Origin of the sequence: Actinokineospora sp. NBRC 105648, assembly GCF_030269645.1 — a bacterium.
In the GTDB taxonomy this organism is placed as follows: domain Bacteria; phylum Actinomycetota; class Actinomycetes; order Mycobacteriales; family Pseudonocardiaceae; genus Actinokineospora.
In genome coordinates this window covers 1-19,161 of the sequence record NZ_BSTR01000075.1, presented here as the reverse complement: position 1 = coordinate 19,161, position 19,161 = coordinate 1, and the positions used below count along the sequence as shown (strand labels likewise).

The 19,161-nt window shown below is 70.5% G+C and carries 28 protein-coding genes; 25 read left to right on the top strand and 3 right to left on the bottom strand.

Going from position 1 to position 19,161, the window contains the following annotated elements:
* Positions 1 to 249: 249 nt before the first annotated feature.
* Both QSK30_RS35115 and QSK30_RS35110 read right to left on the bottom strand, forming a co-directional pair.
* Entirely contained in the window at positions 250 to 1,083 is an 834-nt protein-coding gene (locus QSK30_RS35115; protein WP_285509730.1) for a GNAT family N-acetyltransferase, read from the bottom strand.
* Positions 1,080 to 1,853, bottom strand: coding sequence for a GntR family transcriptional regulator (locus tag QSK30_RS35110; RefSeq protein WP_285509728.1), 774 nt, complete (start codon positions 1,851 to 1,853; stop codon positions 1,080 to 1,082). Before QSK30_RS35110 ends, QSK30_RS35115 begins: the two co-directional genes overlap by 4 nt.
* A gap of 170 nt (positions 1,854 to 2,023) precedes the next feature.
* Between QSK30_RS35110 and QSK30_RS35105 the strand changes: the two genes are divergently transcribed.
* From QSK30_RS35105 to QSK30_RS34990, 24 genes are all read left to right on the top strand, one after another.
* Positions 2,024 to 2,326 carry a hypothetical protein gene (locus QSK30_RS35105; protein WP_285509726.1) on the top strand — a complete coding sequence of 101 codons (303 nt, stop codon included), beginning with the start codon at positions 2,024 to 2,026 and terminating at the stop codon, positions 2,324 to 2,326.
* On the top strand, positions 2,323 to 2,703 hold the full coding sequence (locus tag QSK30_RS35100; RefSeq protein WP_285509724.1) for a WhiB family transcriptional regulator: 381 nt from the start codon (positions 2,323 to 2,325) through the stop codon (positions 2,701 to 2,703). The genes QSK30_RS35105 and QSK30_RS35100 overlap by 4 nt, the downstream gene beginning before the upstream one ends.
* Positions 2,700 to 3,176, top strand: coding sequence for a hypothetical protein (locus tag QSK30_RS35095; RefSeq protein WP_285509722.1), 477 nt, complete (start codon positions 2,700 to 2,702; stop codon positions 3,174 to 3,176). Before QSK30_RS35100 ends, QSK30_RS35095 begins: the two co-directional genes overlap by 4 nt.
* On the top strand, positions 3,173 to 3,427 hold the full coding sequence (locus QSK30_RS35090; RefSeq protein WP_285509720.1) for a hypothetical protein: 255 nt from the start codon (positions 3,173 to 3,175) through the stop codon (positions 3,425 to 3,427). The genes QSK30_RS35095 and QSK30_RS35090 overlap by 4 nt, the downstream gene beginning before the upstream one ends.
* Complete coding sequence (locus QSK30_RS35085) at positions 3,424 to 4,737, top strand: hypothetical protein (RefSeq protein ID WP_285509718.1); 1,314 nt, start codon at positions 3,424 to 3,426, stop codon at positions 4,735 to 4,737. Before QSK30_RS35090 ends, QSK30_RS35085 begins: the two co-directional genes overlap by 4 nt.
* Entirely contained in the window at positions 4,737 to 5,168 is a 432-nt protein-coding gene (locus tag QSK30_RS35080; RefSeq protein ID WP_285509716.1) for an RRQRL motif-containing zinc-binding protein, read from the top strand. The genes QSK30_RS35085 and QSK30_RS35080 overlap by 1 nt, the downstream gene beginning before the upstream one ends.
* A gap of 57 nt (positions 5,169 to 5,225) precedes the next feature.
* On the top strand, positions 5,226 to 5,510 hold the full coding sequence (locus QSK30_RS35075; protein WP_285509714.1) for a hypothetical protein: 285 nt from the start codon (positions 5,226 to 5,228) through the stop codon (positions 5,508 to 5,510).
* A 62-nt stretch (positions 5,511 to 5,572) separates the two neighbouring features.
* Positions 5,573 to 5,908: a TraA-like protein gene (locus tag QSK30_RS35070; RefSeq protein WP_285509713.1), complete on the top strand. Its 336-nt coding sequence runs from the start codon at positions 5,573 to 5,575 to the stop codon at positions 5,906 to 5,908.
* A gap of 103 nt (positions 5,909 to 6,011) precedes the next feature.
* Positions 6,012 to 8,012: an FtsK/SpoIIIE domain-containing protein gene (locus tag QSK30_RS35065; RefSeq protein WP_285509711.1), complete on the top strand. Its 2,001-nt coding sequence runs from the start codon at positions 6,012 to 6,014 to the stop codon at positions 8,010 to 8,012.
* 176 nt (positions 8,013 to 8,188) lie between these two features.
* Complete coding sequence (locus QSK30_RS35060) at positions 8,189 to 8,650, top strand: hypothetical protein (protein WP_285509709.1); 462 nt, start codon at positions 8,189 to 8,191, stop codon at positions 8,648 to 8,650.
* Between the two features lie 90 nt (positions 8,651 to 8,740).
* Complete coding sequence (locus QSK30_RS35055; protein ID WP_285509707.1) at positions 8,741 to 8,890, top strand: hypothetical protein; 150 nt, start codon at positions 8,741 to 8,743, stop codon at positions 8,888 to 8,890.
* Positions 8,890 to 9,417, top strand: a complete 528-nt coding sequence (locus QSK30_RS35050) for an AAA family ATPase (RefSeq protein WP_285509705.1) — start codon at positions 8,890 to 8,892, stop codon at positions 9,415 to 9,417. The genes QSK30_RS35055 and QSK30_RS35050 overlap by 1 nt, the downstream gene beginning before the upstream one ends.
* Positions 9,414 to 9,845 carry a RapZ C-terminal domain-containing protein gene (locus QSK30_RS35045; protein WP_285509703.1) on the top strand — a complete coding sequence of 144 codons (432 nt, stop codon included), beginning with the start codon at positions 9,414 to 9,416 and terminating at the stop codon, positions 9,843 to 9,845. Before QSK30_RS35050 ends, QSK30_RS35045 begins: the two co-directional genes overlap by 4 nt.
* On the top strand, positions 9,842 to 10,378 hold the full coding sequence (locus tag QSK30_RS35040) for an NUDIX domain-containing protein (protein WP_285509701.1): 537 nt from the start codon (positions 9,842 to 9,844) through the stop codon (positions 10,376 to 10,378). Before QSK30_RS35045 ends, QSK30_RS35040 begins: the two co-directional genes overlap by 4 nt.
* 46 nt (positions 10,379 to 10,424) lie before the next feature.
* On the top strand, positions 10,425 to 11,864 hold the full coding sequence (locus QSK30_RS35035; protein ID WP_285509699.1) for a ParB/RepB/Spo0J family partition protein: 1,440 nt from the start codon (positions 10,425 to 10,427) through the stop codon (positions 11,862 to 11,864).
* Positions 11,865 to 11,962: 98 nt separating this feature from the next.
* The gene (locus QSK30_RS35030; protein ID WP_285509697.1) at positions 11,963 to 12,325 is read left to right on the top strand and encodes a hypothetical protein; all 363 of its coding nucleotides are present in this window, start codon (positions 11,963 to 11,965) and stop codon (positions 12,323 to 12,325) included.
* Positions 12,322 to 12,693, top strand: coding sequence for a hypothetical protein (locus tag QSK30_RS35025; RefSeq protein ID WP_285509695.1), 372 nt, complete (start codon positions 12,322 to 12,324; stop codon positions 12,691 to 12,693). Before QSK30_RS35030 ends, QSK30_RS35025 begins: the two co-directional genes overlap by 4 nt.
* Positions 12,694 to 12,755: 62 nt before the next feature.
* Complete coding sequence (locus QSK30_RS35020; protein WP_285509693.1) at positions 12,756 to 13,160, top strand: hypothetical protein; 405 nt, start codon at positions 12,756 to 12,758, stop codon at positions 13,158 to 13,160.
* A 130-nt stretch (positions 13,161 to 13,290) separates the two neighbouring features.
* Positions 13,291 to 14,139 carry a ParA family protein gene (locus QSK30_RS35015; protein WP_285509691.1) on the top strand — a complete coding sequence of 283 codons (849 nt, stop codon included), beginning with the start codon at positions 13,291 to 13,293 and terminating at the stop codon, positions 14,137 to 14,139.
* Positions 14,136 to 14,513, top strand: a complete 378-nt coding sequence (locus QSK30_RS35010; protein WP_285509690.1) for a hypothetical protein — start codon at positions 14,136 to 14,138, stop codon at positions 14,511 to 14,513. The genes QSK30_RS35015 and QSK30_RS35010 overlap by 4 nt, the downstream gene beginning before the upstream one ends.
* Before the next feature lie 44 nt (positions 14,514 to 14,557).
* On the top strand, positions 14,558 to 16,060 hold the full coding sequence (locus QSK30_RS35005) for a hypothetical protein (RefSeq protein WP_285509689.1): 1,503 nt from the start codon (positions 14,558 to 14,560) through the stop codon (positions 16,058 to 16,060).
* Positions 16,057 to 16,575: a hypothetical protein gene (locus tag QSK30_RS35000; RefSeq protein WP_285509688.1), complete on the top strand. Its 519-nt coding sequence runs from the start codon at positions 16,057 to 16,059 to the stop codon at positions 16,573 to 16,575. The genes QSK30_RS35005 and QSK30_RS35000 overlap by 4 nt, the downstream gene beginning before the upstream one ends.
* Positions 16,576 to 16,592: 17 nt before the next feature.
* Positions 16,593 to 16,769, top strand: coding sequence for a hypothetical protein (locus tag QSK30_RS34995; RefSeq protein ID WP_285509686.1), 177 nt, complete (start codon positions 16,593 to 16,595; stop codon positions 16,767 to 16,769).
* A gap of 89 nt (positions 16,770 to 16,858) precedes the next feature.
* Positions 16,859 to 17,326 carry a hypothetical protein gene (locus QSK30_RS34990; protein ID WP_285509684.1) on the top strand — a complete coding sequence of 156 codons (468 nt, stop codon included), beginning with the start codon at positions 16,859 to 16,861 and terminating at the stop codon, positions 17,324 to 17,326.
* A gap of 281 nt (positions 17,327 to 17,607) precedes the next feature.
* Here the strand turns inward: QSK30_RS34990 and QSK30_RS34985 are convergent, their stop codons facing one another.
* Positions 17,608 to 17,952, bottom strand: a complete 345-nt coding sequence (locus tag QSK30_RS34985) for a hypothetical protein (RefSeq protein WP_285509682.1) — start codon at positions 17,950 to 17,952, stop codon at positions 17,608 to 17,610.
* Positions 17,953 to 18,672: 720 nt separating this feature from the next.
* Here QSK30_RS34985 and QSK30_RS34980 point away from each other — a divergent pair.
* Positions 18,673 to 19,161, top strand: a 489-nt coding sequence (locus QSK30_RS34980; protein ID WP_285509680.1) for a hypothetical protein, incomplete at its 3' end; no start/stop codon positions are given.

Below are 19,161 nucleotides of genomic sequence, written 5' to 3'. Positions count from 1 at the left end.
CGAAACGAGGGATGTCGTGGTCTTGTTCGGCCTGCTCAAGTGGTCCTCCGTCAGAGGGAGGATGAGCACCGACACGCAGGAACCTGTCGCGCAACCCTGGCAGCAGTTGCTACCGTGGCAACAAGCTCCGGCCCAGTGCTCATCTCCCAAAAGTGAGTGCTCGCCAGGACCCCAAAGTCCCGGTGTGCGGTTGGTTGGTTCGCTTACATGGCCCGGCGGAGGTGGCACTCCGGCCGGGCCGTTTGCTATCTAACGGGGAGCTTGCCCTCTGTCTGGCCTCAGTGGGTGCACCGTCGCCTCTGGCGTGTCGTAGAGATGCTGACCATCTATTTCCGAATAGACTTCATCATCGACGTTTGCGGCAAATGTCAAAATGCCCGAACCGAACGGCGAGGACTCGTGTGACACTCCCGTAATTCGAAGCGATCGCTCGGCACCGTCTGCGTCAATGAATCGAACTTGCACAGGGCTGGTAGGAGAAATGTGCTCGAATTCGCGCGCAATCCTTCCAGCAGTCCAAGCTGACAGCTTCGACTGCTTCGCTGCCCCATGTTGAGTGATTCCAACGACTGGCACCGATTCCGGAATCGTTGAAAACAGTGCCCCCGAGTGGCGGCCGGGTACAACCACTGTGCGAACGTGTCGCCAACCACGATCCAGGTAAAATCGGTGTAGATCATAATTGTTTCGCCATGCATCGAGCCGCAGTTCATCGACCGGAATACGGGCGGCGTAGTTGCGGGCCCATGTCAAGATCGACGTTCCGAGTCCGCGACCAGCGTAATCCGGACTTGTGGCCAATTTGGATAGATAGATTACATTCTCTTCAAGCTCTTCCGGGGACCAAAAATCCGAGTCACCTTCGCGAGACAATGTGATCGTACCCGCCGGGAACTCACGATCGCGAAGGATCCAGACCTCCCCTTTGTGAATGCCAGAGAGCACCTTTGAACGCCATCCGCGCGCGGTGGACCACTGGTCCAAACCTCGATCTGCCAGCCACGATGCGCGGGTGTCTAGCAGGAACATGACATCCGCCAAGTCTTCGGGTGCTGCCGGGCGAATCTGATATGGAAGAGTCACGCAAGCCCCTTGGACTCGTTGCTGACGGCGTAGAAAAGCGCCCATCTATCAGACGGAAGAACGCTTACCATAAAGCGGATAGGGAAACCTTCTGCGGTTACGCTAAGTCGTGTGTGCACCATCATTGCGAGTCCGGGGGCTACGTTTAGCCAGTTCATTTCATCGGCATGAGCCCGACGTGCTCGTATAGTGTCGTCATGGTGAGTCATTCCGTAGCCCATATCTTCAAGGATATGACGGCCACCGGTGCTAATGTTTACCGGGGAGGAGATGGCAGTATTTTTGACGATGTCGTGAGGGAAGTAGCTGTCAGCTAGAGCGTACGGCTTTCCGTCTACATACCGAATGCGTCGTCGGATGGTCACGAGCTTGCCGGGCTTAAGGCTTAGTGATTCTGCTATTCGGGGTGGCGGCTCAGCGGTTTCCACGCGGATGTCCTGATGAGGGGTACCGCCTTGGTTGCGGACGGCGTCATCGAATGCGTCTTGGCCGTCATAGTTCTCCAACGACCACATCGGTAGTTCGTAGACCTTAAATCTGCGAACGAATGTTCCACCGCTGCGCGAGGGTTCAGAGGACAGGTATCCCTGCTGATGCAAGAGCGCTAGCGCCTGTGCAACCACCTGCCGGGAAACCCCGTAGGTCTCTTCGAGTTGAGACCTGGTCGGCAGACGATCGCCGTCGACCAGCTGCCCGGTGTCGATCTGTTGGGCGAACTCTGCGGCGATGCGCTGGTACGCGGGGCCGGTGAAGCTCCGTGCGGCGGTCATCCTGTGTGGCCTCTCGTCGTATGGACATGCCCAATGTAGAGCCAGGGCTTGACGTGACACAACCCGCGTGTGCAGTATGGGCATGTCCATACAGATTGAACATGTCCATACGTCGCGGAGGGGAGTCGGTTATGAATCGGAAATCGGCAGGTCAGGGCCGGTTTTGGGGGGTGTCGCGACAGGCGTTGCCGCACGCGACGCAGCCGGTGATCGAGCACCAGGGCGTCGCCAGCGTCGCCGAGCAGAGCCACGCGGACCTCTTGGTCACCGCGCTGGCGGAGGCGCTGGCGGCTCGTGCGGCGGGTGTGTTGGTGGCGCCGGCGGCAACGTTCGGTGAGCTGCGGGACGCGCACGACCTGGCGATGCTCGCCGACGAGGGGTACCGGCGCCGCGAGGTCGAGGTGACCGAGGTCCGCGCGGGGTACGCGTTGACCGCCCGGGTGATGGACGTGTTGGACGGGGTGGCGGCATGAGCGCCGCGGCCCTTGCTTCCGCCGGAAGCGCCCGCCGCGTGGTCACGGGATCGCGCCGTGAGTCGGTCCCCGGTGTGTGGCGGCTGCTGGGTGTGCCGGTCGACGGCTGGCAGGGCGCGGGCAACTGCGCCGAGCCGGGTCTGGACCCGGACCTGATGTACCCGCTTGAGGGCGACGGGCCCGCGGTGGCCGAGGCCAAGGCGACCTGCGTCGACTGCCCGATCCTGGCGGCCTGCCTCACGGCCGGGATGTCGGAGTCGGCCGGGGTGTGGGGCGGCATGACCGCCCAAGAGCGCCGCGCGGTACGCCTCGCGCCCGAGCTCCGCACCCGCCGCGCGGCGGTCAAGACCGCCGGTGGGCCGGGGGTGGCGGCGTGAAGACGAAGACGATGGCCCTCACCTTGACCGGCGCGGACGTGCTGTTGCTCGGCTACGCCCGGGACCGGCGGCTGCTCGCGGTGACCGACGTCGTCGACCGCCCGCACGTGCTCTGGACCGCGGCCGACGGCACCGCCACCGAGCTGGCCCCGGTGGAGGCCGAGGCCGTGCGGCAGATGGTGATCCACGCGGTGCTGCCCGACTCGCTCTCGCCCTACGGCGAGACCCACTCTCGCCGCCTGGTCCAGCTCGGCGCCGCGGTCGAGTCGCTGCCCTGGCACGGCCAGACCGCGCACGGGCGTCGGGTGCTGCTCACCGACACCGGCCGCGCCGTCCTGGACACCGCCCTGGCCGTGTCCCCCGGTGTCTCGCGCGACTGGTCGATGACCCCCGGCGCGGCCGCCGTCGCCGCCGACGTCGAGCGCGCCCGCGCGATCGCCTGGGCCGCTCGCACCCTGGGCGGTGCGGCATGAGGCTCCGCCGGATCCTGCCCCGCAGCGTGCGCCACTGGATCGAGTGGTGGCTGCCCGAGCTGCTGTTCACCGCCTTGTCCTGGTCGATCGCCGTCGTGTTCGCGCTGTCCTTCCTGTTCGCCGTGGGCGCGTGCCTGCTCGGCGCGCGGGAGCTGCTCAACACCCGCCGCAACCACACCGCCCGCGCCGCCATCCCCTCTCCCGCCGCCCACCCCGCTCCCCCCGTCGAGTCCCCGGAGGCCACGCGATGAGCACCCACGACACCACCGCCGCAGGCGAGGACGACAACCTCGGCGACGACGTGAGCGACGTCGCCGCGCGCGGCCTGGCCCAGTTCGAGCAGCTGCTGCTCAACCAGCCGCCCACCCCGCCGCAGGACGCCGTCGCGGCGCGCACCCGGTGCCTGTACATGCTGCGCGAACTCCGCGACTCCGGACGGCCCATCGTGACCGCCGCCGACATCTCCCCGTTCTGGCTGGGCCGCTCCCGCTCGTGGGTGGCCGCCGAGCTGGACCGCTTGGCCGACGAGGGGGTGCTGGTGCGCCTCGACGACGCCGGCCGCTACGCCGTCCCCTACGACGACGGCCACTACACCCTCCCCGGCCTCGACGGCCACTACACCCTCCCCGGCCTCGACCAGGCGCAGGCCGAGGCCGAGCAGGTCGATGGTCGGCAGGACGTCGAGGACCAGGCGCGCGTCGAGGACGTCCCCGGTGAGACCGAGCGTGTGCGCCGGTTGCGCGCGCAGCTGGCCGAGGCCCGCCTGACCAAGGACCTGGAGGCCGACCTGCTCGCGCTGGACCGCGACACCGAGCGGGTCCTGGAGCGCCGCCGCCGGGCGCAGGAGGCAGCCAAGCTCGACGTGCTCGACAAGGACCCGGCCACCCGCGCGTTCCACGCTCGCCGCGCGCTGGTCCGTTTCACCGCCGCCGGTCTGCTGGCGCTGACGTTGGCGCTGCTCTGGTCGACCTTCAACGTCCAGGTCTTCGCTGCCGCCGACGCGCCCGTGTGGTCGGCCCGGTGGGTGATGGCCTGGCTGGTCGAGCCGTTCCTGTCGCTGTCCCTGTTGACTGTGGTCGGCACGAAGGCGTACATCGCGGTCCGGTCGCTGCGCCCGGTCCAGAGCCGCACCCTGGACCGGATCGAGTGGACGTTCCTCGCCCTGACCCTCGGGATGCAGCTGATCCCGGTGCTGCCCCCGCCGATCGGCACCGCGGCCGGCTGGTCGGTGCCCGACATCGCCCTGCACGTGCTCGGGCCGATCGTCGCGGTCGCCTCGGTGCGCGCCCTGCCGATCATCTGGGCCGAGTTCGGGCGGCTCGACCACAGCATTCACAGCCTCACCGGTGACCCTCACCCCGCTCTGTACAGCGAAAACACAGACTCCCAGACTGCCGGACTCTCGGACTACATCGACACCCTCACCGCCCGTGCCCGGGAGCTGATCGAGCGGGGCACCCTCACCGGTAACCCCTCCGGGCGCCAGCTGCGCAAGACGCTGGGGTGCGGCTCGACCCAGGCCGGCCGGGTCCGCGACCGCCTCGCCGAGGGCGAGGCGTGATGGCCGCCCGGACCCGCTCCCGCCGCGCGCTGGTCGACGTCGCCCTGCCCGACGGCCGTGTGGTCACCGCCGACGGCATCGACGCGCGCCACGGCCTGCCCGTGTTCTGGTGGGGCAGCGCCCCGGCCGGGCTGCTCACCAAGCGCCAGCTCGCCGAGCAGGGACTGCGTCCGGGCGGAGCCGACCCGGTGGCCTGCCTGGAGTGGCGGCGCGGCCGTCGCTGGGGCCGGCTCTACGACGTCAACCAGGCCGCCGAGAAGCGGCCCATGACCCCGGCGAAGTGGCGGTCGCTGGCCGCCGCCAACGACGCCCGCCGCCTCTGCGAGATCTGCGGCGGAACCAAGGAATACACCCATTCCGGATTGTGCTCCGCCTGCTACGAGATCGCCGGACCCGTCAACCCCGGAAACAACGGCCTCGTCGCCGCCTGAAGAAAAGGAATCGAAATGTCGAAAATGCTTTTTGCTCGCCAGGACAAGGGAAGCGCGATGTCGGGTCGTGCCGTCCCAGACCAGTCTTGCCCCCTTCCGTACGGGCTGCTGGCCGACGCCGAGGCCGACCGCGGGGCCGCGCGGGTCGAGGCCGAGCTGCGCGTGGCGCTCATGGCCGCGATCGCGGGTCTGGAGGGCGTGCTGGCCCAGGCGATCGACACCGACGACGCCCGCGGCGAGGCGTTCGTGTGCGACACGCTCAGCTCCCTGCACACCCGGGTCAGCGACATCGCCTTGCGCCGCGCGCGGCGCGAGTCCATCGGCCGGTTCCCTCAGACCTGACCTCGAATACCAGGTTCTGTCACTCCCGGACTCCGTAAGAAACCACATCGGAAGGTATGTCAATGGCTGACAAATTCGTGCTGGGTGAGCCGGAGTTCGGCTCGACCTCCGACCTGCGGACCTACTGCCTCAACGCTCGGACCATGATCCGCCCCCTCGCGCACGAGCTGCGCCTGAGCGCGGAGGAGTTGCAGGGCGCGCTCAAGGAGATCCGCAACGGCGACACGCTCGCCAAGCGCCGATGGAAGGCGCGCATCGTCTCGAACCACCTGCGCCACGCGGCCGACGGTGTGGAGGACGCCTGCATCGGCGCGATCCGGACCTTCCTCTCGTTCGAGCGCCATTTCATCAACGACAGCCCGGAAAAGTCCAAGCGCCATTTCGACCTGAGCAGCTGATCGGACACCCAGCCGACATTATCGGCGAATGCGGTACCCGCACGGAAAACAGTGAAAGGAACACGTAGTCATGAGTCGCATCAACAGCGGGACCGTATTCCCGATGGCATCATCCCTGCAGGAGGCCCGGGGCCTGCGCGACCGCCTGGTCGGCATGCTCCCGCCGTGGTTGTGCACGGCGTCGCTGTGGCCGGTGTCCGCGCTCTCCCACGAGATGTGGGGCACCAACGCGGCCGCGCTGCCCTGGGCCGCCGCGGGGCTGACCCTGGCCGGTACCGCGCTGACCGCCGCCACCGCCCGGGTCAGCAGCCCCCGGCCCGCGATCCGCGCGCACTCCACCGCCACCGTCGGCATCGCCTCGACGTGGTTCACCGCGGCGACCATCGTCGGCCCGGCCAGCCACCCCCTGCTCGACCTGTGGCTGATGGGCGGCGCGGCCGTGGCCCTGACCTGGAACCTGCGGTCCCTGCTCAAGGGCAAGGACAACAACGACGGGGAGAAGACCGGCGATGGCGCCCTGTGGGGTGCGGTCCGGCTCGCCGGCACCAAGGTTCGGGGCGAGATCACCGTCGCCCCGAACAAGGTCGAGGCCGAGCTACAACTGCCCCCCGGCAAGCTCGTCGCCGCCGACGTCCAAGGCGCCAAGGGCCGCATCGCCAGCGCCTTGTCCGTGCCCGCGAACGCGGTGCGCATCGCCGAGGACCCCGAGCACGCCGACCGCGCGAAGCTCACGATCGTCCCGCGCGACGTGCTCAAGACCGCCACCCACTGGCCCGGCCCGTCCGCCCCCGGCGGCTCGATCAGCGCTCCGCTGGTGCTGGGCCTCTACGAGGACGGCGAGCTGATTCTCCTGTGGCTGCCCGGGAGCAAGGACCCGACCAACCCCCGCAACGCCACCCACATGATCGCCATGGGCATGAACGGCTCCGGCAAGTCGCACGGCGCCAAGTGCGCCTGGACCGAGATCCTGACCCGCCGGGACACCCGCCTGACCGTGGTCGACCCGGCCAAGGGCCGCCAGACCGTGGGCCGGTTCGCGCCCTACCTCGACGGGATGGCACTGGACCTGGCCAGCGCCGAAGCGTTGGTCGACGGGCTGCTGCCCAAGGTCACCGAGCGCGCCAGCTGGCTGGGCGACCACGGCTACGACCAGTGGGTCGAGGAGGTCGGGACCAGCGTGTGGGCCGAGCGTCTGGCCGGCGGCCCGTGCGACAAGTGCGGGTCCGCCGACTGCGCCGGCCTGGACTACGAGGTCATCTGGATCGAAGAGGCCGCGCAGCTGGTCCGCGACTCCGACACCATGATCGACCTCTCCCAGCAGGCCCGGTCCGCGGGCATGTCCATCGTGATCTCGTTGCAGCGCCCCAGCCACCGCAACATCACCACCGACGTCCGGGCGCAGCTCGGCGCCGTGTGGTGCTTCGGGGTGAAGGAACTGCGCGACGCCCAGTTCGCGCTCTCCGACGAGGTGATCGACGCGGGCGCGAACCCCGCCGCCTGGAAGAACCAGAAGCCGGGTTACTGCTACCTGGAGGCCCCCGGGATCGACGTCGACCGCCAGGCGATGCCCGCCCGCACCTGGTCTGTCACCGACGACGAGCTGATCGCCGCCATCGCCGCGGTCCGCCCGGTCAACCCCCACAACGCCGAGCTGATCGCCGCCCCGGGAGAGGCCCCCATGCCCACCGACCCGCCCCGCCGCTTCACCGTCGATCCGTTCCGCGAGGTCAGCCTCACGAGCAAGGAAGACGCCGGCACCCGGGAGCCGCGGGAGAACCCGGAGCCCGACACCGACCAGGGCGTCGACCCCGACACCGAGCTGCCCGAGCTGGACCCCCTGGCCCTCGCGATCGAGTTCCCCGAGACCAAGCCCACCGCGGCCGAGGCCCGCGCCCTGCTGCGCGACATCCTCGACCGGCTCCGCACCGAGGGCGCGACCGAGGTCGGGCCCAAGGACATCCCCGACGACTACTACGCGAGCACCCGAAGCCGCCCGTGGGTCAGCGCCGAAATGAGCCGCATGGCCGACAACGGCGCCCTGATCGAGACCAGCACCCAGGGCCGCTACCGCTTCCCGCCCACCACCGAGCGCCACGCAGCGTGACCGCGTGGGGGAGTCCTGACACCTGACACCCGCTGACTGTCAGACGCCGGGATTCCCCCACCTACACGCGCGCGCGAGACCCCGTCTGACACCCGTCTGACGGCCCGGATCCCCTCCCCTGACACCCGCCGCTGACACCCGCTGACAGTCACCATGAGTAGCCGGAGAGGCCGACAATGTTCGACTTCCACACCGACCGCGACGAGCCCGAGACCGACCTGCACCGCCTGCAGGTCGCCACGCACGAGGTCGCCCACTACCTCGTCTGGTCCGCCATGCCCGACGCCCGGATCACGCGCGTGTGGGTGCGCGGGCGCGGCACCAGCGCGCACGGGATGTGCTCGGTCGACTGGCGGGCCGAGACCCCCGACCAGGACCGCGACTACCTGGTCGGGCTGCTCGCCGGGTGCGTCGCCGACGACCTCTTCAGCGACGCGCACCCCGGCTTCCGGTGCCGGCGCAGCGGGCAGTCGCCCGACCTCGCCGTGTTCCGCAAGATCCGCCGACGCCACGAGCCCTCCCGCGCCTGGTCCGAACGCCAGCTGCGCGACACCGCCGAGCGGCTGCTGCGCGCCGACTGGGACCGGGTCGAGCGCCTGGCTCTCACCTTGGCCGATCGCGGCCGCCTGAAGGTCTGAAAAACCTCGAGCCCCGGTTCGGCGGGCCGACGCCGGCAAGCACCGCCCGCCGAACCGGATCCCCTCCCGACACACGGAAGGACCACCATCATGCCCAGCACCACCAAGCCCCGCCCGCCCGCACCGACCACCGACGACGAGCCCACAGGCGCCTGCCTGTGCACCGGCGTGGTCGGCCGCCGCATGGAGCACCTGAGCGGTCAGCCCGGCTGCGACGACGAGCAGACGGCGGGCCGCTGATGCCCACCCCCTTGGCCTTGCCCCTGCCCGCCCCGGCCGTGGTCGTGCTGATCGGCGCCAGCGGCGCCGGGAAGTCCACCCTCGCCGCAGCCCTGGCCGACCAGGACCCGGCCGTCGCGGTCGTCGGCTACGACCGGTGCCGGGAGGAGATCACCGGCGACGAGTCCGACCAGGACGCCACCGAGCGCGCCGTGCGTCTCGCCCACCGCCGCGTCACCGAGCGGTGCGCCGCCGGGCTGACCACGGTGGTCGACGCCACCCACACCCTCTTGGCGCACCGGGTGGTGCTGGTCGGCATGGCCGACCGGCACCACCTGCCCGCCGTCGCCATCGCGGTGGACACCCCGCTGATCGTCTGCCTCGCCCGCCAGCTCGACCGGCCCCCGCGCCCGCCCGGTGCCCGGTGGGGCCGTCGCGTCGACCCCCGCACCGTCGCCACCCAGCACCGGGCGGTCCGCCGCGGCCTGCCCACCCTCCACCGCGAGGGCTTCGCCAGCGTCCACATCCTCACCGGAGGGCACCGATGACCCCCCAGCCCGCCCCGCCCGTGCAGCTCATCTCGTTCGGGTACCTGCACCAGCGCCCGGAGGCCGAGGTCGTGGTCGACGTCCGGCTGTCCCTGCGCGACCCGGCCGTGCGCACCGACCTGCTCGACCTGACCGGCCAGGACCCGCGCGTCCGCGCGGTCGTGCTCGACACCCCCGGCGCCCGCGACCTGCTGGGCGCCCTGCTCGCCCACGTCCACGCCCTGCGGGCGCTGCCACCGGACCGACCGCGCCGCATCGCCATCGGCTGCGCCGGCGGCAGGCACCGCTCCGTCGCCCTGGTCGACGCGCTCGCCGCGGCCCTGGCCGAGCGGGGCGTCACCGGCACCGTCGAGCACCTCCACGTCCACCTCCCCCGCGTGCTCAAGCCCGCCAAGGGCGACACCGCGTGGCCCACCGAGCAGCCATGACCCCCGACCAGCGCGCCACCCGCCGTGCCAGGAAGGACCTCATGTCCAGCGTCGTCTCCATCCCCAAGCCTCGCCCCGCCGGTCCCCGGCTCGTGGTCGACATCGTGGTGTTCACCGGCTACGTGGTCGACCCGATCGACCGGCACGTGCTGCTGATCCAGCGCGGCACGCCGCCCTACCTGGGCCGGTGGGCACTGCCCGGCGGCCACCTTGAGCACGGCGAGACCCTGGCCGAGGCCGCCGCCCGCGAGCTGCGGGAGGAGACCGGGATCGCGGCCTCGGTCGAGCGGCTGCACCGGCTGGGCATCTACGACGACCCCGCCCGCGACCCGCGCGGGCACGTCGTGTCCGTGTGCTACCTGCTGGTGCTGTCCACCATGCCCGCCCCGGCCGCCGGTGACGACGCCGCCGCCGCGCGCTGGGTGCCCCTCACCGACGCCCTGCGGGACGACGCCCTCGCGTTCGACCACCACACCCTGCTGGTCGACGCGGTCAACCAGGTCCGCGACCCTCGGACCCCTCCGGTCCGCTGACCGGCCGCCGGACCCGCAGACCACACCCGGAAGGAACCCAGACGAGATGACCATCAACCCCGTCGCCGCGACGGACGGGACCGTGCAGCCCACCGCGGACCTACCCGCGGTTCATCCGGCCGAGGTGACCGCCCACCCGCACAACCCCCGCCGGCACCTGGGCGACCTCACCGAGCTGACCGCATCGGTCGCCGAGCACGGCGTGGTGCAGCCCCTCACCGTCGTGTCGATAGATGCCTACCTGACGGCCAACCCCGACGCGGCCGACCAGGGTTTGGGCGTGGGGAACTGGGTCGTGGTCTGCGGACACCGCCGCCTGGAGGCCGCCGACCGCGCGGGCCTGGACACCGTGCCGATCATCGTCCGCGACGACCTGGCCCCCGCCCAGGCCGCCCTCGCGGTGATGCTGATCGAGAACATGCAGCGCGCGGACCTGTCACCGATCGAAGAGGCCGAGGGGATGGCCGCACTGCGCGACACCGGGCTGTCCGAGCGGGAGATCGCCGCCGTCACCGGCGTCTCCCCCGGCCAGGTCAACAAGCGCCTGAAGCTGCTCAAACTCCCCGACACCGCCCGCGCCGCACTGGAATCGCGCGAGCTGACCGTCGCCGCCGCGCTCAAGCTGTTGGAACTGCCCAAGGGCGAGGTCGCCGCGGCGTGGGACGCCTGGCGCACCGCCCCCGCCAACGACCGCGACAAGGCCGACCCCATCGGACCGTGGGTCGAGGCCCGCAAAACCCGCATCGCCACGGACAAGGCGGTCGCCACCCTGCGCCAAACGGTCGAAGCCGCGGGCATCGAGGTCGTCGACAACCCCGCGACCGTCCTGGGCTGGGAGTACCACCGGCACCGCCTGCCCGACGAGACCACGCTCGACCAGATCGCCAGCCCCGCCGACACGCTGGCCACCATCTACAACCGGACCTCGGGCCCCGTGGCCGCCTACTTCAGCCGCACCATCCCGCTGCCGGCCGACGTCGAGGACGACGAGACTGACGAGGGCGCTTCCGACGGAAGCACCGACGGGCCGAGCGTGTGGGAGCAGCACCGCCAAGCCCAGGTCTCCGGTCACGCCGCGGCCGCCGAGCGTGATGCCGCCTGTGCCCGCCTGGTCGCCGGGGAGCTGCCCGCCGACCTGGTCCTGGACATCCTGTCCGACGCGGTGTGCGGCGAGGCCCCGGTCGGTGGCCACGACTCGCTCGACGACGCGGCCCGGTGGTGCGGCGCGCCCACCGACGACGAGGGCGAGCCGCTCGACGCCCTGGAGGACTGGTTGGTCGCACAGGGCGACACCGGCGGGCAGGCCCGCCATCGCGTCGCGGTCGCCCTGGTCCTGGCCGACCTGGAGGGCGAAATCCGGTACGTGCGCCCCGGCGACTGGACTAGCCGCGACGTCCGCCACGTGCGGCGCCTGGTCGCTCACGGAGGCTACGAACTCGCCGAGTGGGAGCGGTTGGGGATGCCGGACGACCCCCGCCCGCTGTGACCACATTTTGGCCATGAAATGACAGAAATCCAGACTCCGGGAGTCTGTAAGTCTGCTGTATGGTCATCACATACACCCCGCCGAAGGGACCTCCTGCCGTGAATGAGCGTGGCCGCGCCCCGATCCGGACCGTGCGCGTCGGCGACCCCGCCGCGCCCGGCTCGGTCCTGGTGCTGCGGCTGCGCTGGCTCTGCCCGGACCCGGCTTGCCGTCGTCCCCGGGGCGACGTCGAGCGCGTCCGGCTCGACTACCACCGCCGGTCCGGCCCACCCACCCGGGTCAGCGTCGACCGGTGGCGCAACCCGTGCGGGCACCTCGACCTGGTGCGCGACGTGATCGCCGAGGCCGCCGCACTCACCGACCACCAAGCCGACACCCGCGCCCGTCAGTGCGCGACCCCCACCCGAACCCTCGGCACCGCACGCACCCCCACGACCGCCGTGAAAGGAACCCCCCGATGATGCACAGCTCCGACCTGGTCCGCTCCGTCACCGAGGCCGCCGGACTGATCACCCGCGCCGCCAACCACTCCGCGCGCCGCACGGAAGACCGGCCGTTGCCCACTTTCATCGTCTCCCACATCGCCGGCCAGATCAGCCAGGTGCACATCGCGTTGGCCGAACTGGCCGAGGGACTGCTCAAGGGGGCCGGCTACCTCACCACCCCCACCGTGACCATCCCCATCGACCAGGCCATGAGCGAGTGCATCGACGGCCTGCGCCGGCTCGCCGACCGCGAGCGCAGGAACGCCAACACCGCGGCCGCCCTCGCCGAGACCACGCACGCCCTGTCCGCGATGCAGCAGCAGCACGCACGCACCCGCAACTGACCGCAACTGCCGAAAATGCGGCGTCGACTAGAACCCGCCGCAACCCCGTCGAAAGGATCACCATGAGCAGCACCCGCGCGATCGCCCAGACGGTCGCCACCGCCACCGAGCAGATCGTCAGCGCCGCCAAGTTGAGCACCGGCTACGGCGAGCACCGACCGTTGCCCGCAAGCGATGCCGCCGACGTCCTGGAGCAGGTCGCGGGGCTGCACCGGGCAGCCGCCGAGCTGGCCAAGCAGCTCCAGAGGGGCATGGCCATGGGCACATTGCCCCTCAACTTCATCCGCAACTCCGGCTACGGGCGTTCCCACGGAGCGGCCGTAGCCGCCATGCACCGCGTGGTCACTCGTCAGGCCGACCTCGCCGGGATTATTGGCTACTGGGCCGCCGACGTGCGTGCATTCGCGGCCCAGCAGCGTCGGATGGAGCGGGCGCAGCAGGAGTGGGAGGAGCTCAACCCTCGCTAGCCGACCGCAAAGGGCTGGGGCCGACTCGATCGAGTCGGCCCCAGCCCTTTGCGTCGTACTCCCCGACTGCCAGACTGCCGGAGTACCGGACTCCGGGAATTCCGGAGTCCCCGACTCTGGGAGATACCCGATGGCGGTACGTATCGCCGTGGGCAACCACAAGGGCGGATCCGGCAAGACGGCCACCACCACCCTGCTCGCCGCTGCCTGGGCCGAGCAGGGCAAGCGCGTCTTGGTGGTCGACATGGATCCCCAGGGCAACGCCTCTCGACGCCTGGGATCCGCGTTCGACCCCAACCATCCGACCCTGACCACCTCCGAGGTCGTGCGCTCCGGAGAGACGGGGGTCGCCGCCCAGGCCATCCGGCCCTGCGGGTGGCCCGGCCAGTACGGGGAGCTGGTCCACGTCATCCCGGCCCGCTTCGACCTGGACAACAGGCTCAGCGAGGCAGGCGTGGTCGGCGCGGTCCTGCGCCTGGCCAACGCACTTGAGGGTGTCGACGACGACTACGACATCACGCTGCTCGACTCCCAGCCCTCGATGGCGCACCTCACCCAACTCGCCCTGGCCGCCGCGCACTGGGCCTTGGCCGTCGCGGATCCGGAGTACGACGGGGTCGACGGGGCCATCCGCTTCCGTGACTTCGTGCGCGATGCCAAGACGCTCAGGGGGCTGGGAAACCCGGACCTGCGGTTCCTGGGAGTCGTCGTCAACCGTGCGGACGCGCGGGTAGGCGCGCACCGCTACCAACTCGACCAGCTCCCGGCGACCTTCGGCGCGGACCTGCTCACCACCGATTCCACCCCCGAGACTCTCGCCGCGCCGGAGCTGGCCCTGCACATCCCCGAGCGCGCCGCGATCAAGGACGCCGCCGACACCGAAATCCCGGTCAGGTTGCTGCCCGGTGCCCCGGCCCGCCTCGTCGCGGACCTCTACACCCGACTTGCCCTGTGCCTGTTCGCGAAGGTGACCCGATGACCGCCAAGGTTCCACGCAAGAATCCCGGCACCAAGATCCCACCCCCGCCCCCGCTCACACCGCGGGTCGAAGACCTCAACGTCGGCAAGGAACCCGCGCCCACCGCCGGACGGCCACGCGCGGGCAGCGAGGACCAACCGCGGTACCAGCAGATGATCCGCGGGGAAAGCCGGCTACGCCCGGACCAGGTGACCGACCTTGCCGCCCTGCGCCGTGAGGTCGCCAGGAACCGCCGCAACAACGGCGAGCGGATCACCGACAACACGCTGCTGCGCCTGGCCGTGGACCTCCTGATCGCCAACGCACACAAGCTCGTGGGAGACACCGAGGACGAACTGCGCGTCTCTCTGCTCGACACGAAACAGAATCCGTAACTCTGGTACTCCCAAACTCTGTAAGTTGGCAGTAGGGTGGGGGTGTGACTGAACCCGAAGGAATCAGGATGGGGCACAACTGGCGGTCGCTGTTGCGCGACGTGGCGGCGACACAGGACCCCGACCAGCTCCGCGACCTGTGGTGGCTGGCGCACGAGGAAGCGGCCCCGCACGAGCGTGGCCGCCTGCTCGCCCAGATCGAGGCGTTGGGCCGCGCCGCCCGCAAGACCGCCGACCGGCTCGCCGCCGAGCGGGGTGAGGCCCCCGCCCCCGTCTCGCAGCCCGCGGCGACCCCGCCGCCGCCGGTGGTTCCCGCCGCCCCCTCGGTCGCGCCGGTCCCCCCCGCCGCGGGCGGCTACGTGCGCCGCAAAGCCGCCCGAGCGGCCACCCCCACCGCCCACGACGCCGAGCAGGAACGCGTGGCATGGGCGGAAGAGGTGCGCGGCGACGCGATCGAGCCGGACGCCACCGAGGATGAGGTGACCACCTCACTGGCCGTCTGGCACGAGCACGTGCAGGTCCTCGGCCGGCCGGTGCGATTCGTGGGATGGCGCGGGCAGACCGCGATCGACCTCTACACCCTGCTGGCCGCCGCCAACGGGGCCATGGTCCAGCCGGAACGGCTGCGCTCGGAGCTGGCCCGAGCGATCAGCGCGGGCACCGCCGACGCCGGCACCCGGCGCGGATGGGCCTTTGTCAACCCCGACACCAGTCCCCGACTCGGGCAGCAGGTGATCGAGTTCGACGTCACCGCCCAGTTCCCCGGCGCCGCCCGCTCGACCGAGTGCGGCGACGGCGAACCGGACCTGATCGAGTCCCCCAGCGCCGCCACCGTGCGCGAGGTCGCCCAGCGCGCCGGGTACGCCCGCCTGGCCGCCCGCCCGGACCTGTCCGGCCTGCGCCCGGCCGCGCGGTACTCCCTGGCCCGGATCGACGCCGGGGTGTGGATCGCCGCCCCGGAAGTCAAGTACCTGCACGGCCGCGGCGTCGACCTCGACGTCGACCAGGTGGTGCTCTGGCCCCGAGGGCGCCACGGTCGCCGCCTCGCCGTGTGGAGCAGCCACGTACTCACCGCCCGCACCACGCTGACCGCGGCTCGCGATGCCGGCGAGCCCGGCGCGGCTCTCGCCTTGGCCGTGCTCAAGCTCATGTACTCGACGTTCCTCGGTGGCCTGCTGGCCTCGGCCGACGTCAACCGCAGCGACACCCTGCGCCACGACTGGCGCGACCAGGTCAGCTCCCAGGCCGGCACCAACGCCCTACGGGCGATGGACAAGCTCCCCGAGGATGTCGACCCGATCGGCGGACAGATCGACGCCTTCTGGTTCGTCGCCGACGACGCCGACTACCGCCCGCCCGGCCTCGTGTATTCCGACCTGCCCGACCTCATGCCCAAGAGCCACCAGCAGCCCGGCAAGTGGCACCGCAACCGCCACGGCCTGATCACCCCCGCCCTGATCGACGCCCACGCCAAGGGCCGCCACGGCTCGATTCAGCGCGCGGTCATCGCGGCCGACGACCTCCGCAAAGGTGCAGGTGCCCTGTGAACGTCGACAGCTTCGAAGAGCTCGTGCACCGACTCGCGGCCTCCGCCGACGTCCACGACGCCCAGGCCGCCATTCGCCTCAGCGCCGGTGACGGCGCCGTCCGCTACGTCCAAGACCTGATCGGCAAGCACCGCAGTACCGCCCGCCGCTGGCTGCACGCCGACGAGTACCCGCGCACCCGCGCACCCGAGATCATCGCTCTGGTCAGCGACAACGCTCTGGCAGCCGAAGTGCTGCGCCGGACCGTGAAGATCACCGTGCTGGGCCGGACCGACGTCGTCTACAAGCAGTCCCTCAAGGGCCAGGGCAGCCGCGACGTTCCTGACGTCGAATCGTTCAGCGCCAACGTCCACGCCTACATCACCGACGCCGTCAACGGCTTGCTCGCCGACGGCCACAAGGACGGCCTCAAGGACGCAACCGAGGCCCTCAGCAACGCCATCATCTGCAACTACGAGGACGGCTTGGAAGAAGTCCTGGGCGTAGCCGACTTCGACAACATCAGCATCACGTGACCACGATGGGAACACTCATGGCCGCTGCCGAGACCATCACCAAGACCATGCCCGCCGCCCGGGTCGAGATGTGGCTGCGCAGGATCGAGCGCACTGCGGTCATCATTGCGTTTCGCCAGGACGACGCGCCCGGTGGGAACAGCAAGATCACTGTCACGATCGAGCCGCGACCGATGGCCAGGCGGAGCCGGTGAGCTACCAGGTAAGCCGGCCCTCGCCCGCCGAGCGGGCGCGTGTGGCCCACAGTCCCCGCCCGCCACACCGACATGAGGACGGCACGAGCATGCAGGCATTCGAGACCGGTACTCCCACCTGGACCGCTGACGAGTTGGAGCGCTTGGCCGAGCTCGATCGCTGGCTGACCGGCCGCGGGTGGGAGTCGGCGGGGGCGATGGCGTTGCAGTGGACCTACCCGGCCACGCGCTGCTTTCGGGGTCGAGGGCCTCAGGCCGTCGAGGTCGGGATGTGGATCCCGACGTTCGAGTTGATCGCCCGCCGCTATGGCGACCCGGTCGGCCTGCCGTGGCGGATGAGCGTGTGTCAGGCCGGTCCGCTCTACGGCGGCTGCGAGACGCACCGCCCTGGCCGCGAGTGGCTGTTCCTGGACCCGGACCGCCCGGAGATCACCCTGACCGGCGCCGAGGCCGCGGCCATCCTGGACCGGGTGGAGAGCCACGCGGCCGACCTCGACCCCGATGCCTTGATGCTGTGCGCGTTGCTCGGTGATTGTCCGCCCCTGGACCCGGCCTGACGCTGTCTCGGTGGTGCGGGGCAGCCTGTGATCAGGCATTTTGAAGTGTTCGGGACGGGGCCACACCTGTCGATACATTCTGGGGGCTTCGCCCCCAGTATATCTCCGGAGTGCCCCGTTCCCGGTGGGCGAGGGCGCGCGTGCGCGGGCTGGCGGGTGGCTAGTCGGTGGTCGTGCCCCGCGGCTTGTTGGTGGATGCGGCGCAGGGTTGCGGCGAGTTCGTCGGGGAGTTGGTTGCGGCCGATGGACGCGGTCGCGTTCTGCTGCTGGGTGTCGCACGTTCACCGCCAGTTGCTTGGCCACTGCTCGTGCAGCGTGATGCCCAGGGCGTCTACGGCGTCGGCGACGGTGCCGCCCTCGGGTGGAGTGCCGCTCAGCGTCCAGGACACCGACGCGCGACGCAGTGTCGCCTCCGCGACCACCAGCCCGACGGCGGCCGCGAGCTGGTAGTCCTTGGCGTAGTCCATGTGCCGCGAGTTCTCGCTCCACCCCCACACCACCGTCCACAGCACCGGCGTCAGCTCTTGGGGCGGCAAATCGGGCTGCTCGGCCAACTTCTCCGCGAGGTACGCCTCGTCCAGCTTCTCGCGTATCAGCTCGGCCGTGAGCACCAGGTGGTTCGTCATGGGCCATACCATGCCGTGCGACACCACCGGCTTGACCCACACTTCGCCCATACTTCGCTTCTGGCCAGCGGGCTTTGCCACGCGGGCCTCCGCCAATCTCGCGCGGATCGGACGCCCTGCTAGCCGCCTGTCCTGTCCGTTTGTCGGTAGATGCGGCGCAGGGTTGCGGCGAGTTCGTCGGGGAGTTGGTTGCGGCCGATGACGCGGTCGCGTTCTGCTGCTGGGTGTCGCCATACTCCGGCGTCGCGGGCGGCTTGGCAGGTGCAGGGGTGGGTCACGTTCCGCAGGACCATCGTTCCGTCCGGGCCGGGGGTGGGTTGCTGCCAGCTCATGGTGCCGGTGTCGGCGCACCTGCGGCACTTCGATCCCGTGGTGGCTGCCGACTGTCCCTGTGGCTGGGTGGGGAGGTTGTTCGTGTGGGGGGCTTCGCTCATGAGGGCACGTCTCCGATCCCGCCGCAGTTTCCGCAGGTGCCGCGTGGGCTGCCGTCGTCGTCTGCTTCGTCTTGTGGTGGGTCCTGCAGTCCGGATCCCAGGCAGGTGGGGCATGTCGGCACGGCCCCACGGTGCCATCCGCGTACCGCCTGCGCTAGCCCATGACGTCGGCGCCACCCCTACGCGCTCCGCCAAGGGCGTTAGGTTGTCCCTGGCCGGTCAGCAGGCCAGGGCGTTCCCCCCGCGCGGAACGCCGGGCAAGGCCAGAGACGGGGGAGAAGTGGGGATGACGAGCGCGAGTGACGGCACGTCTCGGGTGTGGAGCGACTGGACGGTCGGGCTGGCGTGGGCGGAGGCGTTGGTGGATTGGCACCGTCACGCCCATCCGCGGGCGTGGCCGCAGGACGGTGGGGCGCAGCGGGAGCGCGCGGGGATGGTGATGATGCTGCTCGCCTACGTGGTGCAGACGGCCGCGCGGGCGGCGCGGCTGCCCATGTCCCACCCCCACGACCTGTTGCCGCTGAAGATCCCCCTGGTCAGGTCCCTGCTGGAACCGTCGGTGGTGCAGGCGTTGGCCACCCAGACCGCGGGCGGGTTGAGCCCGCGCCGGGGAGAGCCGGGTTACGGCATGGTGATCGACCTGATCTGCGCCCTGGAGTACCTGCCGGGCAGGACCCAGCTCACCGAGTTGGCCCAGGCGACTCTCGACGCGCACGCTGCCGAGATCCCCTCGCACGTGGCTGAGCCGTTCGACCGGTCGTTGGGGGATCGGCTT